Genomic DNA, 23,998 nt, shown 5'->3' on the forward strand with positions numbered 1-23,998 from the left:
AGGTACACGCCATGGCCCTGACCCTTCGCCTGCCCGACGCCGACGGCCGCCTGGCCCCCTACACGCTCAGCGGCGCCGCGCCCGTGCAGCCGCAGCCGGGCGCACGCTTCAACCGCATCGCCTACTCGGCCGCGCACGTCGTGGCCGACCCGCTCGCGGCCATCGACCCGTGGCTGCAATGCGCCGTCGACTGGGACGCCACCCTGGCCTACCGCCGCCACCTGTGGTCGCTGGGCCTGGGCGTGGCCGAGGCCATGGACACGGCCCAGCGTGGCATGGGCCTGGACTGGCCCACGTCGCTGGAACTCATCGGCCGCTCCATCGACGCCGCGCGCGACGTGCCGGGCGCCTTCCTCGCCTCCGGCTGCGGCACCGACCACCTGGATCTGGCCGAGGTGCGCAGAGTGGACGACGTGATCCGGGGCTACGAGACGCAGATGGCCGCCATCGAAGCCCTGGGCGGCAAGCTGATCGTGATGGCCAGCCGCGCGCTGGCCCGCGTGGCGAAGAGCCCCGCCGACTATGAGCGCGTGTACGACCGGGTGCTGAGCCAGGCGAAGCAGCCGGTGGTGCTGCACTGGCTGGGCGACATGTTCGACCCTGCGCTGGCCGGCTACTGGGGCACCACCGATGTGGATGCCGCCATGGACACGGCCCTGGGCATCATTGCCGCGCATCCGCACAAGGTCGATGGCATCAAGATCTCGCTGCTCGACAAGGACAAGGAGATCGCCATGCGCCGCCGGCTTCCCGCCGGCGTGCGCATGTACACCGGCGACGACTTCAACTATGCCGAGCTGATCGCCGGCGACGGCGCCGGCACCGAACCCACACACGGCAAGAGCGATGCGCTGCTGGGCATCTTCGACGCCATCGCGCCGGCAGCGAGCGCGGCGCTGGCCGCACTGGCACAGGGCAACACGGCGCGCTTCCACGAGATCCTGGCGCCGACGGTGCCGCTGTCGCGCCACATCTTCCGGGCGCCCACGCGCTTCTACAAGACGGGCGTGGTCTTCATGGCCTGGCTCAACGGCCACCAGTCGCACTTCACCATGGTGGGCGGGCAGCAGAGCACGCGCTCGCTGCCGCACCTGGCCGAGCTGTTCCGCCTGGCCGACGCGGCGCACCTGCTGGCCGATCCGGAACTGGCGGTGCGGCGCATGAAGGCACTGCTGGCCACGCACGGGGTGGAGGGCTGATGCGCGACCTGTCGCAGGACAGCCGCTGGCTGTCGATCAACACCGCCACCCTCCGCCGCCAGCGCGGCGCCGAGGTGCCGCTGGCGCGCATCATCGACCAGTGCGCCGAGCAGGGCATCCGCGCCATCAGCCCCTGGCGCGACCAGGTGGCCGCCGCCGGGCTGCAGGCCATCGGCCGGCAGCTGCGGGCGCTGGACATGCAGCTGTCGGGCTACTGCCGCGGCGGCTTCTATCCTGCCGCCGATGCGGCCGGCCTGCGCGCGGCGCTGGACGACAACCGCCGGGCCATCGACGAGGCCAAGGCGCTGGATGCGCCCTGCCTGGTGCTGGTGGTCGGCGCGCTGCCCGGCGCCCTGGAAGGCAAGCCGATCCACAAGAACATTACCCGCGCCCGCAGCGAGGTCCGCGATGGCATCGCCGCCTCGCTGGAGTACGCGCGCAGCGTCGGCATGCCGCTGGCCATCGAGCCGCTGCATCCCATGCAGGCCGCGGAACGGGCCTGCGTCAACACGCTGGAGCAGGCGCTGGACCTGTGCGACGCGCTCGACCCGGACCGCACGGGCATGCTGGGTGTCGCCCTCGATGCCTACCACTGCTGGTGGGATCCGAAGCTCGAAGCGCAGACCGCACGCGCCGGCCGGGACCGCCTGCTGGCCTACCACGTGTGCGACTGGCTCACGCCCACGCGCGACCTGCTCAACGACCGCGGGATGATGGGCGACGGCGTGATCGAGCTGCGGCAACTGCGCGGCTGGGTCGAGGCCGCGGGCTACGCGGGGCACTGCGAGGTGGAGATCTTCTCGACGCAGGACTGGTGGCAGCGCGACGGGGAGGAGACGCTGCGCATCTGCATCGAGCGGCATCGCAGCGTGGTGTGAGGGGCGCGCGCCGTTCGGCCCTTCGACGCGCCCAGGGTGAACGGATTGAGGCCGCGTTACCCTCGCCCTCCGTGCCTTCCCTCCCCTCCCCCGATCCGACCCGTCGCGGCCGACGCGCCATCGGCTGCATGCTCGGCGCCATGGCGTGCTTCGTCGTCAACGACGCGCTCAGCAAGTTCGTCAGCCAGGGCCTGCCGGCCGGCCAGCTCATCTTCCTGCGCGGGCTGATGGCCACGCTGCTGGTGCTGGCCGTGGCCGTCGTGCTCGGCGAGCACCGGCGCCTGGGCGCCCTTCGCCATCCGCGCGTGCTGCTGCGCGCCGGCGTGGATGCCTGCGCGACGGTGATGTACCTGCTCTCGCTGTTCAGGCTGCCGCTGGGCAACGCCACCGCCATCAACCTCGCGGCACCGCTCTTCATGACGGTGTTCGCCGCCATCTTCCTGCGCGAGCGGCCGGGCGCGGCGCGCTGGTGGGCCGTGGGAATCGGGTTCGTCGGCGTGCTGCTGGTGGTGCAGCCGCGCGGCGACGGCTTCAACGCCTGGGCGCTGCTGTGCCTGGCGGCGACGCTGTTCCATGCCACGCGTGACCTGCTCACCCGCGGGCTGGATCCGGCCATTCCCTCCATCGTGGTCACGCTCTCCACCGCATTGGCCGTCACCCTGCTGTCGGGCGCGCTGTCGGTGGCCGAGGGCTGGCAGCCGGCCACGGCCGGGCAGCTCGGGCTGCTGGCGCTGTCTTCCGCCTTTCTGGCCACCGCCTACTTCCTGCTGATCCAGTGCATGCGCCAGGGCGAGGTGTCGCTCACCGCGCCCTTCCGCTATTCGGCCCTGCTCTTCGCCGTGGGCCTGGGCTACGCTGTCTGGGGCGACGTGCCCAATGCCTGGGCCTGGGCCGGCATCGCGCTGCTGGTAGGCTCGGGCCTGCAGGTGATCCGCAGCGAGCGCAACCGCCAGCCGGTGCGCACGCTGGAGGCGCAGGCGGAATGAAGGCGACAGCAAGGGCTTTGACCCGCTCCTAGAATCCGCCCGCGGTCACCCTCGGGTGGCCGCCAAGCGTTCTCAGGGCAGGGTGAAATTCCCTACCGGCGGTCATGGTGGAAGGCGACTTCCGCACGAGCCCGCGAGCGCCCGCCGCTGCAGCCTTGACGGGCCGTGGTGGCGGGGTCAGCAGATTTCGGTGCGATTCCGAAGCCGACGGTCACAGTCCGGATGAAAGAGAGCGCGAGATGCGGCCAGGCCCCTGGCCGCGTGCGGCGCCATGCCGTGCGCGGTCTGCGGGTCGGGCGCGGCTTTTCGTGCGTGTTCTCGATGCCCTGATTCAGGCCCACCCTTTGTTCAAAGGTAACACCATGAGTCAGCTCAACGACCTTCCCCTCCAGATCCTGCCCGCCCTGGGCGACCGGCGCATCGCGCTGGTCGAGGCCCAGTGGCATGCAGACATCGTCCACCAGGCGCGCGACGCCTTCCTCGCCGAGATGGAACGCCTGAGCGTGCCCGCCTCGCAGATCGACATCTTCGACGTCCCCGGCGCCTTCGAGATTCCCCTGCATGCCAAACGCCTGGCTCGAAGCGGCCGCTATGCCGCGGTGGTGTGCTGCGCGCTGGTGGTCGACGGCGGCATCTACCGCCACGAGTTCGTGGCCAGCACCGTGGTCGAGTCGCTGATGCAGGTGCAACTGGAGACCGAGGTGCCGATGATCTCGGCCGTGCTCACGCCGCACCACTTCCACGAGCACATCGAGCACCGCAAGTACTTCCACCGCCACTTCGCGGTCAAGGGCACCGAAGCCGCCGAGGCCTGCGTGAAGACCATCGCCGGACTTTCGCGGCTGGACGCGCTGCTGGCCGCCTGAGGGCGCGCAGTCGCGGGGCGGCCTGGCGGCGGGCCGCCCGAGCCTTGCGTCGGCTCAGCGATCCGCCAGCGCCAGCACGGCCGCCCACTCGGCCGGCGTGACCGGCGTGATCGACAGCCGGTTGCCCTTGCGCAGCAGCAGCATGTCGGCAAGTGCCGGCTCGGCGCGCAGTTCGGGCAGGCCGAGCAGCCGCGTCTTGCGCACCGCCTGCACGTCCAGCAGCAGCCAGCGCGGCGCATCGGGCTTGGAGGCAGCGTCGTGGTACGGCGAGGCCGCATCGAACTGCGTCGGGTCGGGCCGCACGCCCGAGGCCACGCGGGCGATGCCGGCCACACCCGGCTGCGGGCAGCTGGAGTGGTAGAAGAGCACGCCATCGCCAACCTGCATCGCATCGCGCATGAAGTTGCGCGCCTGGTAGTTGCGCACGCCCGTCCAGGGTACGGTCTGCAAAGGCGCGGTCAGGGCGTCATCGATGGAGCATTCGTCGGGCTCCGACTTCATCAACCAGTAGCGGGGACTCATGGCGGCATTGTCCGGGCTGGTGCGCGCACCGGCTCACCACTTGCAAGCATGCGTACCCCAGCGGGACAGGCGGGCTCAGGACGGGCAGCCGGCAGCGGGCCGCCGCGCGAGGCGGATGCCGTCCGGCAGTCCTGGAATGCCGCGCCGCACCAGCAACTGGCCGTCGCTCCAGATCAGCCAGGGCCGCAGTTGGCCACCGACCGGCGGCGGCAGGCTCGCGCCGTCGATGCGGCCGCGCCACTGCACGGGGGTCCCGGCGCCGCGCGCGAAGGTGGCCTGGTACGCCAGCATCGACTGACGAAAGCTGAGCTGGAAGCCGCCCGGCGCGCACCATGCGCCTTCGACCGGTGCCGGCACGCGCCAGAGAGAGATGCGCTGCGTCCGTAGACGGCCGGGACTGCGGTCGGGCAGCTCCACGGTCTGCGTCTGCTCGGCCGGCCAGCCGGACAACCCGTCCGTGTCGGAGATCACCCGCGTGCCCGGCGCCAGACGCAGCAGCGCCGGACGCAACTGCTGCTGCGATTCGGGCGGGAGGTGCATCACGATGACGCTGGCGCCGGTGAGGCGCGTGCGCAGGAGGTCTTCCTCGCGGAACACGACCCGGTCCGCCACGCCCGCCTGGGCCGCGCGCTGGCGGGCGCGGTCGAGCAGCTCGGGTTCGGTCTCGACGCCGGTGGCGCGCGCACCGGCCAGCGCCGCGGCCACGACCACGCGGCCTTCTGCCGTGCCCAGGTCGAGCAGATGGTCGTCGCTGCGCAGCGCGGCCATCCGGACGATGGCCTGGGCGAGCCGCTCGGCCGCCACCATCGATGCCACGGCGGCTCCATCGCCCCGCGGCTGCGCCACGACCGTGGGCACCGCGGCCATCGCCGCGGGCCCAAGCAGCAGAAGCAGGAGAGGTCGGCAGCGCATCCGGCCAGTATGGTGGGAATAATTCCCGGATGCCAAGCAACGACGCCACGATCTATCACAACCCCGCCTGCGGCACCTCGCGTAACACGCTGGCGATGCTGCGCGAGCGGGGCATCGAGCCCACGGTCATCCACTACCTGAAGACACCGCCCGACCGCGACACGCTGCGGCGCCTGTGTGCGGACAGCGGCCTCGGCGTACGGGGCGTGCTGCGCGAGAAGGAGGCGCTGGCCGCCGAACTCGGCCTGCTCGATCCCGCCCGCAGCGACGAGGCGTTGCTGGATGCGATGCTGGCCCACCCGGTGCTCATCAACCGCCCGCTGGTGGTCACGCCGAAGGGCACGCGGCTGTGCCGGCCCAAGGAGGTGGTGCTGGAGATCCTCTGAGTGCCGTCGCCCGGTGTCGGGCGAAAGCGCGACAGCGACGGCACGGCGGATCGGTCGGCGGCGGCCTGGAAGTCCTCGCCGTGTTCCTGCGGCCTGCACTGCCGACCCGTGGCGCGGGAAAGTCAGGCCGAAGCCGGCGTCAGCAGCTCGCGCCGCGCCCGGCGCACATTGAAAGCGCTGGCGATCAGCACGGCCTGCACCATCGCCAGCCCCAGGATCACGCTGGTGTACTGGCCGGCGTCCATCAGGCGGCCGAAGATCAGCGGCGCCACCGCCTGGCCGATGTCCAGGCCCGCGTACACCACGCCGTAGACCCGCCCGCTGGCATTGGCCGGCGTCGAACGCTTGACGATCAGGTCGCGCGAGGGGCCGGCGATGCCCGAGGCGAAGCCCATGGCGCCGAACAGCACCGGCACCACCGCGGGCGGAAAGCTCGCCAGGCCCAGCACCAGCGCCAGCACGGCGGCGATACCGAAGCCCGCCCCCACGATGCGCTCGCAGCGCGTCGGGTCCGAGGCCAGGAAGCCGCCCAGCACCATGCCCACTGAGCTGGCCACCATGTACACCGTCACGCAGATGGCCACCAGCGCCACCGGCACCTCGTGCAGCCGGCCGGCAGCCTGGGGCGCGAAGGTCTGCACCACGCTGATGACCATGGCGTAGAAAAAGAAGAAGCCGAAGCACATCCACACCGCCGGGATGCGCAGGAAGGCGAAGGCGCCTTCGCTGCCCGGACCCTGGCCCGTCGCTTTCTGCACCGCCTTGACGTCCAGCGCCAGCGCGGCGCGGCCGAACCACAGCACCACCAGCACTGTCAGGGCCAGGGCACCGGCGCTGGCCAGCGCCACGCGCCAGGAGAAGGCAATGGCCAGCGGCACCACGAAAGCCGGCGCCAGCGCCCAGCCCAGGCTGCCGGTGATGCCGTGCACGCTGTAGGCATGGCCCAGGCGGGTGGGCGCCACCTTGCGGTTGAACAGGGTGTAGTCGACCGGGTGGAAGACGCCATTGCCCACTCCCGCCACGATGGCGCTCCCGACCAGGCCCCAGTAGTTGGGCGCCATGGCGTACCCGAAGGCCGCCAGCCCCAGGCAGCCGAGCCCCACGAAGAGCACCGGCCGCGGCCCCAGCTTGTCGACGATGAAGCCCGAGCCCGCCTGTACCGCACAGGAGGTGACGAAGAACACGGTCAGCACCGCACCCAGCTCGGTGTAGCTGACGCCGAAGGCGTCCTTCAGCCAGGGGAAGAGCGGCGGCAGGATCAACTGGCTGAAATGGCTGATGGCATGCGCCAGGCCCACCAAGCCGATGAGGGTGGCATCGGAGCGCAGGGACGTTGAGCCGCCGGAGGGCGACGAGGAAGCAGTGGTCATGGCAGCGGGCCGCGCGTCCCGGGGACGCGGCAGGCGGGTTTCTTGTCGTTGGAGGAAGCGGCTGCGTCACCCGACCCGGGCCCCGCAGCGCCCCGCCATGGTAGGCGGCGGAAAACGGCAGAATGCCGACACCCTGCCAACCTCTGTCGAGAACATGCCAGATCTTGCAACGCCTGCCGAAGCGGCCCCGGCCGCGGCCTTCCCCGCCCGGAAACGGCGCTCGTCCGGCACGCGCCATGTGCTCTCCGCGACGGCCCCGGCCGCCCTCGCCCACAGCGTGGGCCCGCTCACGCCGCACCTCTACGCACCCGACGCCGTGCGGCCATTGCGGGCCAAGGAGCATTTCCTCTCGGCCGACACCCAGGTCGAGCCCCACACCCATCCCTGGCCGCAGCTCACCTTCTCCACCCGCGGCGTGATCCGGCTCTCGACGCGGGATGGCAGCTACATCATCCCGCCCTCGCGCGCGCTCTGGGTGCCGGCCGATGTGCCGCACAGCATCACGCTGGTGGAAGATGCCGAGCTGCGCACCGTCTACCTGCACCGCTGGCTGGGCCCGGACTGGGCGCGCTGCGAGGTGCTGGAGATCAGCCCGCTGCTGCGCGCCCTGATGCTGGCGCTGGACACCACGCCGGACGGCCTGCCGCCCGCCGACCCCGCCTCGCCGCAGCGCGAGCGCTGGATCGCCCCGCTGCTGGTGGACGAGCTGGAGCGCGCGCAGCAGATCCGCATCGACGTGCCGCTGCCGCAGGACAAGCGCCTGCGCCAGCTGTGCGAGGCGGTGCTGCGCGCGCCCGACGACCGCGCCACGCTGGCCGAGCGCGCCCGCGGCATCGGCGCCAGCGAGCGCACCGTCGCGCGCCTGTTCCGCGACCAACTGGGCATGAGCTGGCAGGCCTGGCGCCAGCAGGCGGTGCTGGCCCATGCGCTGCCGCTGCTGGCCCGCGGCATGGCCGTGAGCCAGGTGGCCGACGCCTGCGGCTATGCCACAGACAGCGCCTTCTGCGCCATGTTCAAGCAGGCGACGGGGAAGTCGCCGACGGCCTTCCAGCATCGGCGGCGCTGACCTCAGCGAAAGCCTCGATCAGGTACTCGACGCAGACCCGCACCTTGGCTGAGCTGGCGAGGCGCTCGGGGTAGACGGCCCAGACGTTGGCCTCCTGCCGCCATTCGGGCAGCAGCTGCACCAGTTGACCGTCGGCCAGCAGCGGTGCCACATCCCACAGCGAGCGCAGCACCACGCCGTGGCCGTCCACGGCCCATTGCACCGCCACCTCGCCATGGTTGGACGACAGCGGGCCGGTGACCTTCACCGCCTCCTCCTGCGCGCCGGCGCGCAGCCGCCACACGCCGAAGGGATGGTCGCGCTCCTTGATCACCAGGCAGTCGTGGCTGGCCAGGTCCTGCAGGGTGCGCGGCGGCTCGCGACGGGCCAGGTAGGCGGGCGCGGCGCACAGCACGCGGTGGTTGGACGCCAGCCGGCGGGCGATGAGGTGCGGCGCGATCTCGTCCCCCACGCGCACATCCACGTCGTAGCCTTCGGCGGCCACGTCCACCAGCCGGTCCAGCACCTCCAGCCGCACCTGCAGGCCCGGATGCCGGCGCGCCATGGCCGACAGCATCGGCGCCACCACCCGACGACCGAAACCGAAGCTGCTGCTGATGCGCAGCAGGCCCCGCGGCTCGCCACGGGTGACGGCCACCTCCTGCATCAGCTGCTCCACGTCGTCGAGCACGCGCTGCGCCCAGTGGAAGACGCGCTCGCCCTGGTCGGTCACGCTCACGCGGCGCGTCGTGCGGTGCAGCAGGCGCACGCCCAGCGTCTCTTCCAGCACCCGGATGCGCTTGCTGACATAGGCGGTCGAGACGCCCAGTTGCTCGGCCGCCGCTGCAAAGCTGGACTGGCGGGCCACGATGAGGAAGACGCGCAGGTCTTCATTGGCGGGGATATTGCTCACGATTCGTGGCCAATGTCTTCACGGATGCAGGATTGTATGAATAGCGTGCGCAACGAGAATGCACGCCATTCCTTCCCTTCCCGCATCTGGAGACCCACCATGGCCGCAGGCACCCCAACCCGTCCCTTCCGCATCGCCGTCCTGCCCGGCGATGGCATCGGCAAGGAAGTCATGCCCGAGGGCCTGCGCGCCCTGGACGCTGCCGCACAGCGCTTCGGCATCGCCATCGAGTACAGCCACTTCGAATGGGCCAGCTGCGACTACTACGCCGCGCACGGAAAGATGATGCCGGACGACTGGAAGGCCCAGTTGCAAGGCATGGACGCCCTGTTCTTCGGCGCCGTGGGCTGGCCGGCCACCGTGCCGGACCATGTGTCGCTGTGGGGTTCGCTGCTGAAGTTCCGCCGCGAGTTCGACCAGTACGTGAACCTGCGCCCGGTGCGCCTGTTCGAGGGCGTGCCCTGCCCGCTGGCCGGCCGCAAGCCGGGCGACATCGATTACTTCGTGGTGCGCGAGAACACCGAAGGCGAATACACCTCGCTGGGCGGCGTGATGTACGAGGGCACGGAGCGCGAGATGGTGATCCAGGAGTCGGTCTACTCCCGCGTCGGCGCGCAGCGGCTGCTCAAGTTCGCCTTCGAGCTGGCGCAATCGCGCCCCCGCAAACACGTCACCCTGGCCACCAAGAGCAACGGCATCGCCATCAGCATGCCCTGGTGGGACAAGCAGGCCGACGAGGTGAAGAAGGCCTATCCGGAGGTGGCGCTGGACAAGCAGCACATCGACATCCTGTCCGCGCGCTTCGTGCTGCAGCCGGGCCGCTTCGATGTGGTGGCGGCCACCAACCTGTTCGGCGACATCCTGTCGGACCTGGGCCCGGCCACCACCGGCACCATCGGCCTGGCGCCCTCGGGCAACCTGAACCCGGACCGCACCTTCCCCTCGCTGTTCGAGCCGGTGCACGGCTCGGCGCCGGACATCTATGGCAAGAACATCGCCAACCCGATCGCCATGATCTGGTCGGGCGCGCTGATGCTGGACTTCCTGGGCCGCGGCGAAGGCGCCTGCCGGCAGGCGCACGACGCCATCCTGGCGGCCATCGAGGCGGTGCTGCGCGAAGGACCGCGCACGCCCGATCTGGGTGGGCAGGCCAGCACGACGGAACTGGGCGAGGCCGTGGCGCGGCACATCGCGGGCTGATGCATGAGCCCCTCTCCGCTCGCGGGAGAGGGAGCCAGAAGAGATGCCGCGGGGGTCCCGTGTCCCGTGTCCCGTGCGCCGCGGGCCGGGCACTTTTCGCCGCTGTCACACTCCGTCCTTTCCGATGACAGCAGGACTTTCTTCTTCCCTTTCCCGCCGCGCCCGCATCCGCGGGTGGCGGCCCATCGTGGCCCTCGGCCTGGCGGCACTTGCCGGCTGCGGCAGCGCGCCTCGCACGCCCGCAGCTGCGACTAGCGCCGCGCCCAGTACGGCGGCCTCTCCCGCCCCCGCCGGCAGCAGTGCCCCCATCCGCATCGGCATCGCCCTTGGCGGCGGAGCCGCCAAAGGCTTTGCGCATATCGGCGTGATCAAGATGCTGGAAGCCAACGGCCTCGCACCTGCCGTGGTGGCCGGCACCAGCGCCGGCAGCGTGGTCGGCGCGCTGTATGCCAGCGGCATGAACGCCTTCGAACTGCAGCAGAAGGCCGTCGCACTCGACGAGGCAAGCATCCGCGACCTGCAGTTCTCGTCCGGCGGCCTGGTGCTGGGCCAGAAGCTGGAGGACTACGTCAACGCCCAGGTTCACAACAAGCCCCTGGAGCAGTTGGCCAAGCCCTTCGTGGCCGTGGCCACGCGGCTGGAGGACGGCGAGCGCACCGTCTTCGCCCGCGGCAACACCGGCCAGGCGGTGCGGGCTTCCAGCAGCGTTCCGGGCGTGTTCCAGCCGGTGGCCATCGGCAAGTACCACTATGTCGACGGCGGCGTGGTCAGCCCCGTGCCCGTGGATGCGGCCCGGCAACTCGGCGCGGACGTCGTCATCGCCGTCGACATCTCCAGCAAGGCCCGTGGGCGTGCGCCGGGCGACCTGCTGGGCACCGTGGGCCAGTCGATCGCCATCATGGGCCAAAAGCTGGGCCATGCCGAGCTGGCCAGGGCGGACGTGACCATCCGGCCGGCCGTGCTGGACATCGGCGCCGCCGACTTCACCCAGCGGGCCAATGCCATCCTCGAAGGCGAGAAGGCGGCCCTGGCCGCCATGCCCCGCATCAAGGAGCGCGTGGCGCAGTTGCAGGCGCAGCGCGCACAGGCCGCCCAGCAGGCACAGGCCCAGGCGGCGCAGGCCCGGCAGAAGAGCTGCCTGGAGCAGCGCTCCAGCTGGCGCAAGCTGGCCGGCGTGGCCGGACTCGACGACAGCTGCACGGCGCCCTGAGCAGCCGCGCTGCGCAGGCAGCGGCCGACACCCGGATGACGCCGATCTGCAGGCCAGTGGGCGGACAATCGCGCGCCACCGTCGCCTGAGCACGGTGCCCGCTTCATGACTGCACCTGCCGATCCCGACCTCCCCGACTCCCCCTCGCCAGCCTCCCAACCCACAGGCCGGGCCCGCGTCCTGAAGCAGTGGCTGCCCTTCCTGAACTGGCCCCACCCCACGCGCGGTCTGTTGGTCAGCGAGGCGCTGGCGGGCATCACGGTGGCCCTGATGGTGATCCCGCAGGGCGTGGCCTATGCGGCGCTGGCAGGCATGCCGCTGGTCACGGGCATCTATGCGGCGCTGCTGCCGGCACTGATCGCGGTGCTGTTCAGCTCGTCGGCGCGGCTGTCGGTGGGGCCCACCGCGCTGACCAGCCTGCTGGTGGGCGCGACGCTGGCGCCCATGGCCGTGCCGGGCAGCGCCGAATGGGTGTCGCTGGCGGTGTGGCTCACCCTGCTGTCGGGCGCGATGCAGATCCTGCTGGGCGCGGCGCGCTTCGGCTGGCTGCTGCGGCTGGTCAATTCCCCGGTGCTGATGGGCTTCACCCAGGGCGCGGCGGTGCTGATCACGCTGTCGCAGCTGCCGGCGCTGCTGGGCTACACCGGCCGCACGCCGCTGCAGGTGATGCAGGGCCCGCCGCCGGACTTCATCGCCATCGGTTTCGGCCTGGGCAGCATGGCGCTGCTGTTCTTCGGCAAGCGCTTGTCGCCGCGCATGCCGACGACCATGCTGCTGGTGGCCGGCACCGCCTTGATCAGTGCACTGCTGGGCTATGCGCTGGGCGGCGGCGCCGTGGTCGGCCAGTTGCCAGGCGGCCTGCCCGGCTTCTACCTGCCACAGGCGCCGGGCTGGCACGAACTGGGCACGCTGCTGCTGCCGGCCTTCCTGATCACGCTGGTGAGCTTTCTGGAGACGGCCTCCAGCGCCAAGGTGGACAACGCCCGCGCGGGCAAGCTCTGGAACGAGAACCAGGATCTGATCGGCCAGGGCCTGGCCAAGGTGGCCTCCGGTCTCACCGGCAGCTTTCCGACCAGCTCGTCCTTCTCGCGCTCGGCCATCACGCTGTACGCCGGCGCGCAGACGCAGTGGGCCACGCTCTTCAACGTGGCGGTGGTGGCGGTGGCGCTGCTGTGGGCCATGCCGCTGCTCTACCACGTGCCGCAGGCCGTTCTGGCGGCCATTGTGGCGACGGCCACCATCGGGCTGCTCAAGCCGCGGTCCTTCGTGCAGCTGTGGCGCATCTCGCGCATCGAGGCTGGCATCGCCTTCGGCACCTTTGTGCTGACCATCGCGACGGCGCCGTCCATCTACTGGGGCGTGCTGGGCGGGCTGCTGGCGGCGCTGTCGCACTACATGTACCGCCACCTGCACCCGCGCATCATCGAGGTGGGACTGCACGCGGACGGCAGCCTGCGCGACCGTCACCTGTGGCACCTGCCGCCGCTGGCACCCGACCTGTATGCGCTGCGCATGGATGCGGAGCTGGACTTCGCCTCGGCCAGCACACTGGAACGCCACATCACCGAGGCGCTCGCGCGTCATCCGGCCCTGCGCCACGTGTGCCTGTTCGCCCAGCCCATCAACCGCGTGGACCTGACCGGCGCGGAAGTCTTCGGCAGCATCCGCCGGCTGCTGGAAAGCCGCGGCGTGATGCTGCACCTCTCGGGCCTCAAGCTGCCCGCGCAGCAGGTGCTGGAGCGCGCCGGTCTGCTCGCCCCGGGGCCATTGTTCGCGCAGTACCGCACGGACGCAGAGGCACTGTCGACACTGGGCCGAGTTCCGCCCTCCTGAATGCCGGGCCGCGGGCAAGGCCCGGGCGTCAGACATGAACGCGTGACGCCCTGGTGCGGCGCGTCACGCGGCCGTCATCAACGCTGCCTATGGTCGGCTTCCCTTTTCTGGACGCCACTAGGCACGACAACATGCGTCTTCCTCCCCTGGCCACTGGCGCGGCCTCGGCCCTGGCCCTCCTGCTTGCCGCGTGCGGCGGCGGGCACGACAACGTCACCTTCAATGCAGCCGGCAGCACGGCCGCCACAGCCAGCGCAGCCACGCCCGGACAGAGCGCCGGCCCCGTCAGCACCTCCGGCGTGGTGGTCGGCAGCTACTTCCGCAATGCCAAGGTGTGCGTGGACACCAATGCCAACCTGCACTGCGACGAGGGCGAGCCCGTGGCAATCACGGACAACGATGGCCGCTTTGTCCTTGCCGGGCAGGGCGCGGTGGTCGCGGAGCTCGGCACCGCCACCATCGAGTACGACCCGAGCACCGGTACTGCCACACCTGTCGCGCAGCGGCTGGTGCTGCGCGCGCCGAAGGAGGCACCCGGTGTGGTTTCCGCCCTGTCCACCTCGGTCGTGGCCGAGATGGAAACCGGAATGGACTTTGCCGCGGCCGTGGCCAAAGTGGCCCTGGCCACCGGCGTGCCGGCGGCGAAGCTGCTGACGGACTTCAACCATGAAGCGGATGCCACGGACAAGGCGGCACTCCAGGCCGGCTCGGACGACACGCTGACCCGGATCGGACATGCACTCGCCGAGGCGGACACCAACGCCGACCTGCGCACCACGCTGGCCGCTGCCGCCCTGACCGATCGCTTCTACCAGACAAAGGCACCCTACCGTCCCCAGCAGGACGTCTCCACCTACGAAGCACCGCCGGCCGGCTTCAGTGCGGTCGCGGTGCAGATGGTGGCGCGGCACGGCTCGCGCGGCCTGTCCAGCCTCAAGTACGACCTGGCCGTCTACAACATGTGGGCCAAGGCGAAGGCCGACGGCGCGCTGACGCCGCTGGGCCAGCAGCTGGGCGCGGATGTGCTGGCCATCATGAAGGCCAACTTCCTGCTCGGTTACGGCGTGGCCGGCATTTCCACGCCTGGCTACGGCAACGAGACGCAGGCGGGCATCCAGGAGCACACGCTCCTTGCAAAGCGAATGCTGCAACGGCAAAGCGCACTCTGGAAGCAGGTGGGCGATGCCGCCAGCAGCGCACCGCGCCAGATCGTCACCGTCACCTCGGGCGTCGACCGGGCCGTGGACAGCGGCAACTTCTTCGTGCAGTCCCTCAAGAGCGCACAACCCGCACTCGCCAGCCTGGTGAGCTACCCGCCGGCACCAGCGCCCTATCCGGACAACGGCAATGCGGTTGCACAGCCGGCCGGCACCGACCGCTTCCTGCTGTACTTCCACAAGCTGGTCAAGGCCACAGACCTGGTGAGCAACACGGCCGACCCGCGCTACGTCACTTATCAGGACAGCCAGACCTACCAGAAGTACAAGTCTTCGGATGCCGACCTGCTGGCCAAGCAGGCGGGGCTGTTCTCCAGCGACGCGGCCCGTTCGGCAGGCCGCACGCTGCTGCTGCGCCTGTTCACCGCGGCCTTCGTCGACAAGATCGACAACGGCAGCTACAGCTTCGCCAACACTGGGAGCTACACCTACACCAGCAGCGACGGCAAGTTCAGCAGCACGCTGTCGGGCGACGGCAAGACCACCATCAAGACACTGGGCGATGCCGGCGCTCTGCTCTACGAGCTCTACGTCATTGCACCTGCCATGAAAGCCGAGGCGGGCGTGGACTTCACGCCCTACATGCCGGCGGCGCAGGCCAAGTTCTTCGCCGAGGCCAACGACACCTCCGACTTCTACGACAAGGGCCCCGGCATCACGGAGAAGGGCGAGGCCACCTACAAGATGGCCCAGATCCTGGTGGACGACCTGTTCAACGAGGTGGACGCCATCGCTCGCGGTGACCTGTCGCATGCGGCCAAGCTGCGCTTCGCCCATGCCGAGATCATGATTCCCTTCGCCTCGCGCATGGGTCTGAAGAACGTGCTGCAGCAGGTGCCGGTGGCACAGACCTACGGCTGGACGAACAACCCGTGGCGCGGCGAATACGTGTCGCCCATGGCCGCCAACATGCAATGGGACGTGTACCGCAACAGCGCCGGCGCGCTGCTGGTGAAGATGCTCTACAACGAGCGCGAGACCGACTTCAAGGCCGGCTGCGACGGCGCCCGGGCAGCGGGCACGCAGCACTTCTACGACTGGGAAAAGCTCAAGGCCTGCTACGGCCATGTGGCCAAGGCGCCCTGACCAAGGCACCCGGCCTCGTTCATCGCAGCCCGACGGCCAGCCGCAGTCCCAGGCCGACCAGCACAAAGCCCGCCAGCCGTGCCGCCAGCCGGCGCGCGGCCGGCCGATGGACGAGCCGCCGCGCCACCTGGCGACCCAGCAGCACCAGCAGTCCCTGCCAGAACAGGCTCAGCACGGTCACGTGCAGCATCATGAGCGGCAGGGTGGCCGCCGAGGCGCCCGGCGCGATGAAGAGCGGGAAGAAGGCCACGAAGAACAGCATCACCTTGGGATTGGCCAGGCTGATGGCGAAGGCCCGCCAGGCATACGCGCGCGGGCTGCGTGGCACCTCGGTCGCGGTGGCCGTCACGCAAGCGGTCGAACGCAGCATGCCGCAGCCCATCCACAGCAGATAGCCCGCGCCCACCCGCTGCAGGGCACCGAAGAGCGCCGGACTCGCCTGCAGCAGCGCAGCAAGCCCCAGTGCGGCGCCGGCCATGAACAGCGCGTCGCCCGCCAACGTGCCCCCCACGCAGGCCATGCCGGCACGCACCCCGCCGCGCGCAGTGGCGTCGAGGATGGCGACGGTGCCCGCGCCCGGGACGGCCTGGAAAATCAGGATGGCGATGAGGAAGCTGCCGTAGTTCTGGATGTCGGCCATGGGAATCTCCGAGTCGGGTCGACAACGATCATCCGACGTCGGCGTCGGCAGTCCCAGCCGATATTTCCGGCACCAGGTTTGATTTCGCACTCCTTTTACGGCCCAATGCACCGATGGCCAGAACATCCACCGACCCGCTCGACGACACCGCCTGGCTGCTGCTCGGCGCCTTGCAGCAGGAAGGCCGCGCGCCGCTGAAGAGCCTGGCCGAGCAGGCCGGCCTTTCCGTCGCCGCCACGGCGGAACGGCTCAGGCGCCTGCAGGAGTCCGGCGTGGTGCGACGCATCGGCGCCGAGCTGGAGCCGGCGCTCGCTGGTTACCCGGTCAAGGCGATGGTGGGCATCACGGTCCATCAGCCGGGCAAGAAGGCCTTCCTGGAGCGGCTGCGCACCGCCGCGGAAGTGCTGGAGTGCCATCACGTGGCGGGCGCCGACTCCTACCTGATGACCGTGGTCGCGCCCAGCCTGCCCGAGCTCGAACGCTTCCTGGGCACGATCAACGGCTATGGCGAGACGCGGACCTCGATCGTGTTCTCCACGCCCATCGAGCGCCGCGGCCTGGTGCCGGTGGGCAGCCGGCGCGCGTGACCGATCCGCGGCAGGCGAACCATGGCGGCGTCCCTGTCCAGTGCGCCGCCTGCGAAAGCTACGAGGCGCTGCCCTGGAGGCCCCGGGCCACGTCGGGCCAGGCCAGCCGCACCCGCAGTTCCTGCTTGAGCCGCCGGTTTCGCAGCCGCCGCGACTCACTCATGAAGCTCATCTGCATGGGCGACAGCTGCGCGACCGCCTCGGTACGCGACAGCCGCGGCGGCCGGGGCAGGCCAAAGAGGTCTGCCGCCAGGTCGAAGTACTCGCCCATGCGCAACTGCGTGTCGTCGCTCGCGTGGTAGACGCGCTGCGGCCGGCCCCGGAAGAGCCCGGCAATGCAGGCGCGCGCCAGGTCGTCGGCATGGATGTGGTTCGTGTAGACGTCGTCTTCCGCGCGCAGGGCGGGCGTGCCGCGCAGCAGGCGCTCGCGCGGCGTGCCCGCTGGCCGGTCGGGCGCATAGATGCCCGGGATGCGCAGGATGCTGGCGCGCAGGCCGCGCGTGCCGGCCTCGCGCACCGCACGTTCCGCATCGACGCGACGCCGGCCGCGTGCCGTGGCGGGCGCGACCGGACGGGTCTCGTCGATCCAGTCACCGCCGCAATCGCCGTACACGCCGGTGGTGGAGCCGTAGACCAGCACGTCCGGCGCGGCCACCGCGCCGCTTCGGGCCAACGCCTGCAGCAGCGCGCGGGTGCGGCTGTCGCGGTCGTCACCCGCCCCGGACTCGCGCGGCGGCGGCGCCAAATGGAGCACACGGGGCGCCAGCCCAGCCAGGCGGCGCAGCGTGGCAGGCCGGTCCAGGTCGCCCACCAGCGGAACGGCGCCCGCCGCGCGCAGGGCCGGCACCCGCTCGGGCGAGGAGGTCAGTGCCAGCACGCGCATCCGCCCGCCGAGCTGGCGCAGCGCCCGCTGGCCCACGTCGCCGCAGCCGACGACGAGCAGCCGCATGCGGCGGAAGCGCGCCGGCAGCGCACCGAGGGGAAGACGGTTTGAAGGCAAAATCGAACGCTTTCCGCAGTCTTGACCGGCCGCGCCCGCCCCACGCGGCGCCAGCGCCGGCACAACCCCCGAAGAATACCCACCCATGTCCGACACCGTGTTCTCCGTGAGCGTGGAGCCCAGTGGCCGCCGCTTCGACGCCGAGGCCGGCGAATCCATCCTGTCCGCCGGCATCCGCCAGGGCATCGGCCTGCCCTACGGCTGCAAGGACGGCGCCTGCGGCTCCTGCAAGTGCAAGAAGCTCTCGGGCGAAGTGACGATGGAGGCCTACCAGTCCAAGGCCCTCAGCGCCGAGGAAGCCGCCGCCGGCTACATCCTGACCTGCCGCGCCCATGCCACCAGCGATGTGGTGCTCGAATCGCGTCAGGTGGTCGATGCCGACGCCTTCCCCATCCGCAAGATGCCCGTGCGGGTGCAGACACTGGTGCGCCTGTCGCACGACGTGATGCAGCTGCGCCTGCAGTTGCCGGCCGGCGAGCCGATGAAGTTCCATGCCGGGCAGTACGTCGAATTCCTGCTGCGCGACGGCGCGCGGCGCAGCTACTCGATGGCCAATGCGCCGCACACGCTGGCCGAGCCGGGCACGGGCATCGAGCTGCACATCCGCCACATGCCGGGCGGCAAGTTCACCGACCATGTGTTCGGCGCGATGAAAGAGAAGGAGATCCTTCGCGTCGAAGGCCCCTACGGCAGCTTCTTCCTGCGCGAGGACAGCACCAAGCCCATCGTGCTGCTCGCTTCGGGCACCGGCTTCGCGCCCATCAAGGCGCTGATCGAGCACATGAAGTTCAAGCGCATCGAGCGGCCCGCCACGCTGTACTGGGGCGGCCGCCGGCCGCAGGACCTGTACATGGACGGCTGGATCCGCGAGCAGCTGGCCGAGATGCCGCAGCTGCGCTATGTGCCGGTGGTGAGCAATGCCGTGCCCGAGGACAACTGGACCGGTCGCACCGGCTTCGTCCACCAGGCAGTGCTCGAGGACACGCCCGACCTCTCCGGCCACCAGGTGTATGCCTGCGGCGCGCCGGTGGTCGTGCAGTCGGCACAGCGCGACTATGTGGCCCAGGGCGGACTGCCCGAAGAGGAATTCTTCGCCGACGCCTTCACCTCCGAGGCGGACAAGGCTGCACCCTGAGCGCCTGCTCCGCCGCATGCCGCGCCTGCCGTCGACCGACGGCAGGCGGCCTTCCGATCCCAAGACAACCAGAGACACCATGACCCGCCTGATCACCCGACGCCCCGTGCTCTCCCTGCTGGCCGCCAGCGCCGCTCTGCCCTTCGCGGCGCGCGCCGACAGCCGGCCGATCCGCCTGGTGGTGCCCTATGCCGCGGGCGGTCCCATCGATGTGACCGCACGTGCCCTGGCCGAGCGGGCCAAGGACGCATTTGGCGGCCCGATCATCATCGACAACAAGCCGGGCGCGGGCGGCAACATCGGCGCCGACATGGTGGCCAAGGCGCAACCCGACGGCCTGACCATCGGCATCGCCGCCACGGCGACGAACGCGGTCAATCCCTGGCTCTACAGCCGCATGCCCTACAACGCGGCCACCGACTTCGCGCCCATCACCCAGATGGTGCGAGTGCCCAACGTGCTGGTGATGAATGCCGAGACGGCACAGCGCCTGAAGATCAACAGCCTCAAGGACCTGATCGCCTACGCCAAGGCCAACCCGGCCAAGCTGAACTACGGCAGCGGCGGCAACGGCAGCGCCGGCCACCTGGCGGGAGAGATGTTCAAGAAGGCGGCGGGCATCTTCGCCGTGCACATCCCCTACAACGGCGGCAATCCGGCCCAGTTGGCGCTGCTGAGTGGCCAGGTCGACTTCAACTTCGACAACCTGGCCACGGCCGCGCCCAACATCCGGGGCGGCAAGCTCAAGGCCCTGGCCGTGACCACGCTGCAGCGCAGCCCCTTCCTGCCGGAGGTGCCGCCGGTGGCGGACACGCTCAAGGGCTTTGCCATCGACACTTGGTGGGGCCTGGTGGCGCCGGCCGGCACGCCGCGCGACATGATCGACCGGCTGAACCAGGCCTTCGTCGGCGCGCTGAACGCGCCCGAGACCAAGACCCGCTTCGCCGCCCTCTTTGCCGAGCCGGTGCCGACCACACCGGAGCAGTTCGGTGCCTTCATGAAGAGCGAACTGGCCAAATACGAGCAGGTGGTGAAGGCCACGGGCGCGAAGGTGGATTGAGCGCCTGCCGCCGCCCCGGCGGTGCGCCTCCAAAGCAGAACGGGCCGGCGAAAGCGCGGCCCGTTTTCTTTTCCTGGCTGTGGCGGCCCACAGGGCCGCCTGCCACGTCACTCGCCCAGGTAGGCCGCGCGCACCTTGGGGTCGCTCAGCATCACCTTGGCGTCACCATCCATGGTGATCAGGCCCGACTCCATCACATAGCCACGGTCGGCGATCTGCAGCGCGCGACTGGCGTTCTGCTCCACCAGCAGCACCGTGACGCCCTGGTCGTAGACCTGCTTGACCACCTCGAAGATCTTGTCGCACATGATGGGCGACAGGCCCATGGTGGGCTCGTCCAGCAACAGCACCTTGGGCCGCGCCATCAGCGCACGGCCCATCGCCAGCATCTGCTGCTCGCCGCCGGACATGGTGCCCGCCAGCTGCGTGGCGCGCTCCTTCAGCCGTGGGAACGTGGTGAAGACGCGGTCGATGTCCTGCGCGATGCCGGCCTTGTCGTTGCGCGTGTAGGCGCCGATCTGCAGGTTCTCGGTGATCGTCATGCGGGTGAACACGCCACGGCCTTCTGGCACCATCACCAGACCTTCCTTGACCAGGTCCCAGGCGCCACGGCCCTTGATGGACTTGCCCATGAACTCGATCTCGCCAGCCAGCGCCGGCAGCGTGCCGGTGATGGCCTTCATGGTGGTGGTCTTGCCGGCGCCGTTGGAGCCGATCAGCGAGACCAGCTCGCCTTCGCGCACCTCGAAGTCCACGCCCTTGACGGCCTGGATGCCGCCGTACGCGACCTTCAGGCCGCTCACTTTCAACAGAGTCTGTGCCATGCGCGGCCTTTCAGTGTCCACCGGTGCCGAGGTAGGCCTCGATCACCTTCTCGTTCTTCTGCACCTCGGCCGGCGTGCCTTCGGCGATCTGCTTGCCGTAGTCGAGCACCGTGACGCGGTCGCACAGGCCCATGATGAGCTTCACGTCGTGCTCGATGATGAGCACGGTGCGGTTGTCCTTGCGGATGCGGTCGATGAGCTCGCGCAGTTGCACCTTCTCGGTGGCGTTCATGCCGGCGGCGGGTTCGTCCAGCGCGATGAGCTGCGGGTCGGTGGCCAGCGCGCGGGCGATCTCGAGCCGGCGCTGGTCGCCGTAGCTCAGCGTGCGGGCCTTGAAGTCGGCGTACTTGCCCACGCCCACATAGTCGAGCAGCTCGCGTGCGCGATCGGCGATGGCCCGCTCTTCGGCCTTGAAGCCCGAGGTGCGGAAGATGGCGCCGAACACGCCCGAATGCGTGCGCACGTGGCGGCCGACCATCACGTTCTCCAGCGCCGTCATCTCGGCGAAGAGACGGATGTTCTGGAAGGTGCGCGCGATGCCGGCCTTGGCCACTTCGTGCACCGCCGTGGGCTGGTAGGGCTTGCCGGCCAGCTCGAAGCTGCCGCTGTCCGGCGTGTACAGCCCGGTGATGACGTTGAAGAAGGTGGTCTTGCCCGCGCCGTTGGGGCCGATCAGGCCATAGACCTGGCCGCGCTCGATGCGGATGCCCACGTCCGACAGGGCCTGCAGCCCGCCGAAGCGCTTGGAGATGCCCTTCACGTGAAGGATGGTGTCTGCCATGGGAGGAGTCCTTTCCGTCGGCTCAGGGGTTGATGGACATCGGCCGGCTGGCGCCACCAGGCACCTCTTCGGCCGGCGTGTCGATGCCAGGCGTGACAGCCTGGGCCGAGCCGGCAACCGGATCAGGCGCACGCGGCACGCCCTTGAGCGACTTGCCATGCTCCGGCGACGGCCACAGGCCGCGCGGACGCACCAGCATGATCAGGATCATGGCCAGCGCGATGAAGAGCTGGCGCAGGATGGAGGCATCCAGCCGGCCATCGGTCATGTCCTGCAGCGGACCGGCCACATAGCGCAGCACCTCGGGCAGAGCCGCCAGCAGCACGGCGCCCAGGATCACGCCGGGCAGGTGGCCGATGCCGCCGAGCACCACCATCGAGACGATCATCACCGACTCCATCAGGCTGAAGGACTCGGGCGAGACGAAGCCCTGGAAGGCCGCGAACATGGCGCCGGACACGCCGCCGAAGCTGGCACCCATGCCGAAGGCCAGCAGCTTCATGTTGCGGGTGTTGATGCCCATGGCCTTGGCGGCGATCTCGTCCTCGCGGATCGCCATCCAGCCACGGCCCACGCGCGAGTTCTGCAGGCGGTGCGACAGGATGACGGTGAAGATGACCAGCACCAGGAACAGGTAGTAGTACAACGACACCGAAGAGATGGTGTAGTCGCCGATCTTCAGCGGCCGGCCCAGGTTCAGGCCGAAGATCCTGATCGGATCGATGCTGCTGATGCCCTTGGGACCGTTGGTGATGTTGTAGGGATGGTCCAGCGTGTTCATGAACACGCGGATGATTTCACCGAAGCCCAGCGTCACGATGGCCAGGTAATCGCCGCGCAGCTTGAGCGTGGGCGCACCGAGCAGCGCGCCGAAGATGCCCGCCAGCACCAGCGCCGCCGGAATCACCAGGATCAGCGAGGTGTGGAATCCGTTCGGGAACATCGCCTGCAGCGCCGGGAAGGAATCGGTCAGCTGCGTGGAGCCGAGCAGCGCATACAGGTACGCGCCGATGGCAAAGAAGGCGACGTAGCCCAGGTCCAGCAGGCCGGCGTAGCCGACCACGATGTTCAGGCCCAGGGCCAGCATCACGTAGAGCAGCGCGATGTCGACGATGCGCACCCAGGCATTGCCCTGCGTCTGCAGCAGCAATGGGAAGGCCAGCAGCGCGACGGCAGCAATCAGGAAGACGACGAGGTTCTTGGAATTCTTCATGGAGCCTCCTTGGCCGTCAGGCCCGGTCCGCCACGCGTTCGCCGAGCAGGCCGGACGGCCGCACGGTCAGCGTGATGATGAGGATGATGAAGGCGAAGATGTCGCTGTGCTGGCTGCCCAGCACGCCGCCGGTGACGTCGGACAGGTAGCCCGCGCCCACGGCCTCGATCACGCCCAGCAGCAGGCCGCCCACCACGGCGCCCGCCAGGTTGCCGATGCCGCCGAACACGGCCGCCGTGAAGGCCTTGAGGCCGGGAATGAAGCCCATGGCGTGCTGCGCGATGCCATAGTTGGAGGCATACATGACACCCGCGATGGCCGCCAGCACGGCACCGATGATGAAGGTGGCCGAGATGACCGTGTCGGGCCGGATGCCCATGAGCGCGGCCACGCGCGGGTTCTCGGCGGTGGCCCGCATGGCGCGGCCGAGCCGCGTGTAGTTGACCAGCCAGGTCAGCACCGCCAGCGAGATCGCGGTGACCACCAGGATCATGATCTGCGTCGGCGAGATGGCCGCCCCCGCGATGTGCACCGAGTCGCTGGGCAGCAGCGTCGGATAGGCCTTGTTGGTGGGGCGCCAGATGATCATGGCCAGCGTCTGCAGCAGGATCGACATGCCGATGGCCGTGATCAGCGGGGCCAATTTGGGACTGTTGCGCAGCGGCCGGTAGGCGACCTTCTCGATGGTGAAGTTGAGGGTGGCCGCCACCACGCAGGCGATCAGGGTGGCCAGGATCAGGATGATCCAGCCGGGGGTGCCCGGCATGGCCGACTGCATCCAGCCGATGATGGTCCAGCTGGTCAATGCGCCGACCATGAGGACCTCGCCGTGGGCGAAATTGATGAGGTTGATGATGCCGTACACCATGGTGTAGCCGAGGGCTATCAGGGCGTACATGCTGCCGAGAACCAGACCATTGATGATCTGCTGCAGCAATATTTCCATAAAGAGAGGTCCCTTTTGTTATGCGTCCCGGTGAGGACGCCTTCTGCCAAGCCGGAGCACCGGATTGGCGCCGTGGTTCAGGTAGCAAAAAACCCGCCAGCATGGGTGGGAGGCGGGTTGAAGTGGGCGGGATTGTAGACACGGCCCCGCGCCAATCTGGTGCAGGCGGCGTGGGGGTTTTCCGCAAGC

At 69.8% G+C, this 23,998-nt stretch carries 22 protein-coding genes, 1 pseudogene and 1 riboswitch; of the genes and pseudogenes, 13 read left to right on the top strand and 10 right to left on the bottom strand.

Annotation, left to right across the window (positions count from 1 at the left end; translation table 11 throughout):
• The first annotated feature begins 11 nt into the window (after nt 1-11).
• From KBC94_RS12145 to KBC94_RS12160, 4 genes are all read left to right on the top strand, one after another.
• Entirely contained in the window at nt 12-1,199 is a 1,188-nt protein-coding gene (locus tag KBC94_RS12145) for a dihydrodipicolinate synthase family protein (RefSeq protein WP_294370313.1), read from the top strand.
• A complete protein-coding gene (locus KBC94_RS12150) occupies nt 1,199-2,077 on the top strand; it encodes a sugar phosphate isomerase/epimerase (protein ID WP_294370314.1) in 879 nt (292 codons plus the stop codon). Before KBC94_RS12145 ends, KBC94_RS12150 begins: the two co-directional genes overlap by 1 nt.
• Before the next feature lie 71 nt (nt 2,078-2,148).
• Nucleotides 2,149-3,063 (top strand): DMT family transporter, encoded by a 915-nt coding sequence (locus KBC94_RS12155; RefSeq protein WP_294370317.1) that lies wholly within the window; start codon nt 2,149-2,151, stop codon nt 3,061-3,063.
• Between the two features lie 64 nt (nt 3,064-3,127).
• Nucleotides 3,128-3,301: riboswitch (FMN riboswitch) on the top strand.
• A 124-nt stretch (nt 3,302-3,425) separates the two neighbouring features.
• Nucleotides 3,426-3,929 carry a 6,7-dimethyl-8-ribityllumazine synthase gene (locus KBC94_RS12160; protein WP_294370319.1) on the top strand — a complete coding sequence of 168 codons (504 nt, stop codon included), beginning with the start codon at nt 3,426-3,428 and terminating at the stop codon, nt 3,927-3,929.
• A 54-nt stretch (nt 3,930-3,983) separates the two neighbouring features.
• On the opposite strand, the gene KBC94_RS12165 is transcribed toward KBC94_RS12160, so the two are convergent.
• Entirely contained in the window at nt 3,984-4,451 is a 468-nt protein-coding gene (locus tag KBC94_RS12165; protein ID WP_294370321.1) for an EVE domain-containing protein, read from the bottom strand.
• A 75-nt stretch (nt 4,452-4,526) separates the two neighbouring features.
• Entirely contained in the window at nt 4,527-5,363 is an 837-nt protein-coding gene (locus KBC94_RS12170) for a methyltransferase domain-containing protein (protein WP_294370322.1), read from the bottom strand.
• A gap of 29 nt (nt 5,364-5,392) precedes the next feature.
• Between KBC94_RS12170 and arsC the strand changes: the two are divergent.
• Nucleotides 5,393-5,746: pseudogene (gene arsC / locus KBC94_RS12175) on the top strand (arsenate reductase (glutaredoxin)); the annotation flags it as partial.
• Nucleotides 5,747-5,871: 125 nt separating this feature from the next.
• On the opposite strand, the gene KBC94_RS12180 reads toward arsC, so the two are convergent.
• A complete protein-coding gene (locus KBC94_RS12180; RefSeq protein ID WP_294370324.1) occupies nt 5,872-7,119 on the bottom strand; it encodes an MFS transporter in 1,248 nt (415 codons plus the stop codon).
• 154 nt (nt 7,120-7,273) lie between these two features.
• Between KBC94_RS12180 and KBC94_RS12185 the strand changes: the two genes are divergently transcribed.
• Nucleotides 7,274-8,185: a helix-turn-helix transcriptional regulator gene (locus KBC94_RS12185; RefSeq protein WP_294370326.1), complete on the top strand. Its 912-nt coding sequence runs from the start codon at nt 7,274-7,276 to the stop codon at nt 8,183-8,185.
• Here KBC94_RS12185 and KBC94_RS12190 read toward each other — a convergent pair.
• Complete coding sequence (locus KBC94_RS12190; RefSeq protein ID WP_017758801.1) at nt 8,133-9,077, bottom strand: LysR substrate-binding domain-containing protein; 945 nt, start codon at nt 9,075-9,077, stop codon at nt 8,133-8,135. The genes KBC94_RS12185 and KBC94_RS12190 overlap by 53 nt on opposite strands.
• 99 nt (nt 9,078-9,176) lie before the next feature.
• On the opposite strand from KBC94_RS12190, the gene KBC94_RS12195 reads away from it, so the two are divergent.
• The 4 genes from KBC94_RS12195 (at nt 9,177) to KBC94_RS12210 (ending at nt 15,623) form a co-directional block, all read left to right on the top strand.
• Nucleotides 9,177-10,277, top strand: a complete 1,101-nt coding sequence (locus KBC94_RS12195; RefSeq protein ID WP_294370330.1) for a tartrate dehydrogenase — start codon at nt 9,177-9,179, stop codon at nt 10,275-10,277.
• A 124-nt stretch (nt 10,278-10,401) separates the two neighbouring features.
• Nucleotides 10,402-11,487 carry a patatin-like phospholipase family protein gene (locus KBC94_RS12200; RefSeq protein ID WP_294370331.1) on the top strand — a complete coding sequence of 362 codons (1,086 nt, stop codon included), beginning with the start codon at nt 10,402-10,404 and terminating at the stop codon, nt 11,485-11,487.
• Nucleotides 11,488-11,592: 105 nt separating this feature from the next.
• Nucleotides 11,593-13,320: a SulP family inorganic anion transporter gene (locus KBC94_RS12205; protein WP_294370332.1), complete on the top strand. Its 1,728-nt coding sequence runs from the start codon at nt 11,593-11,595 to the stop codon at nt 13,318-13,320.
• A 131-nt stretch (nt 13,321-13,451) separates the two neighbouring features.
• Nucleotides 13,452-15,623, top strand: a complete 2,172-nt coding sequence (locus tag KBC94_RS12210; protein WP_354322063.1) for a histidine-type phosphatase — start codon at nt 13,452-13,454, stop codon at nt 15,621-15,623.
• 19 nt (nt 15,624-15,642) lie between these two features.
• Here the strand turns inward: KBC94_RS12210 and KBC94_RS12215 are convergent, their stop codons facing one another.
• Nucleotides 15,643-16,263 carry a LysE family translocator gene (locus tag KBC94_RS12215; protein WP_294370334.1) on the bottom strand — a complete coding sequence of 207 codons (621 nt, stop codon included), beginning with the start codon at nt 16,261-16,263 and terminating at the stop codon, nt 15,643-15,645.
• A 113-nt stretch (nt 16,264-16,376) separates the two neighbouring features.
• Here KBC94_RS12215 and KBC94_RS12220 point away from each other — a divergent pair, with 113 nt between their 5' ends.
• Nucleotides 16,377-16,850, top strand: a complete 474-nt coding sequence (locus tag KBC94_RS12220) for an Lrp/AsnC family transcriptional regulator (RefSeq protein ID WP_294370335.1) — start codon at nt 16,377-16,379, stop codon at nt 16,848-16,850.
• 58 nt (nt 16,851-16,908) lie between these two features.
• Here KBC94_RS12220 and KBC94_RS12225 read toward each other — a convergent pair whose 3' ends face one another.
• Nucleotides 16,909-17,850: an SDR family oxidoreductase gene (locus tag KBC94_RS12225; protein WP_294370336.1), complete on the bottom strand. Its 942-nt coding sequence runs from the start codon at nt 17,848-17,850 to the stop codon at nt 16,909-16,911.
• 85 nt (nt 17,851-17,935) lie between these two features.
• Between KBC94_RS12225 and KBC94_RS12230 the strand changes: the two genes are divergently transcribed.
• Nucleotides 17,936-18,985: a CDP-6-deoxy-delta-3,4-glucoseen reductase gene (locus KBC94_RS12230; RefSeq protein WP_294370338.1), complete on the top strand. Its 1,050-nt coding sequence runs from the start codon at nt 17,936-17,938 to the stop codon at nt 18,983-18,985.
• Nucleotides 18,986-19,073: 88 nt separating this feature from the next.
• Nucleotides 19,074-20,045, top strand: a complete 972-nt coding sequence (locus KBC94_RS12235) for a tripartite tricarboxylate transporter substrate binding protein (protein ID WP_294370392.1) — start codon at nt 19,074-19,076, stop codon at nt 20,043-20,045.
• Between the two features lie 107 nt (nt 20,046-20,152).
• Here KBC94_RS12235 and KBC94_RS12240 read toward each other — a convergent pair whose 3' ends face one another.
• The 4 genes from KBC94_RS12240 to KBC94_RS12255 are packed head-to-tail and all read right to left on the bottom strand — an operon-like array spanning nt 20,153 to nt 23,809.
• Entirely contained in the window at nt 20,153-20,869 is a 717-nt protein-coding gene (locus KBC94_RS12240) for an ABC transporter ATP-binding protein (RefSeq protein WP_234194907.1), read from the bottom strand.
• Nucleotides 20,870-20,879: 10 nt separating this feature from the next.
• On the bottom strand, nt 20,880-21,650 hold the full coding sequence (locus KBC94_RS12245; protein ID WP_017757258.1) for an ABC transporter ATP-binding protein: 771 nt from the start codon (nt 21,648-21,650) through the stop codon (nt 20,880-20,882).
• Between the two features lie 22 nt (nt 21,651-21,672).
• Nucleotides 21,673-22,863, bottom strand: a complete 1,191-nt coding sequence (locus KBC94_RS12250) for an ABC transporter ATP-binding protein (protein WP_294370341.1) — start codon at nt 22,861-22,863, stop codon at nt 21,673-21,675.
• 16 nt (nt 22,864-22,879) lie between these two features.
• Entirely contained in the window at nt 22,880-23,809 is a 930-nt protein-coding gene (locus tag KBC94_RS12255; protein WP_043118477.1) for a branched-chain amino acid ABC transporter permease, read from the bottom strand.
• Between the last annotated feature and the right edge of the window lie 189 nt (nt 23,810-23,998).

This window comes from Pseudacidovorax sp. (assembly GCF_017991995.1).
In the GTDB taxonomy this organism is placed as follows: domain Bacteria; phylum Pseudomonadota; class Gammaproteobacteria; order Burkholderiales; family Burkholderiaceae_C; genus Xenophilus.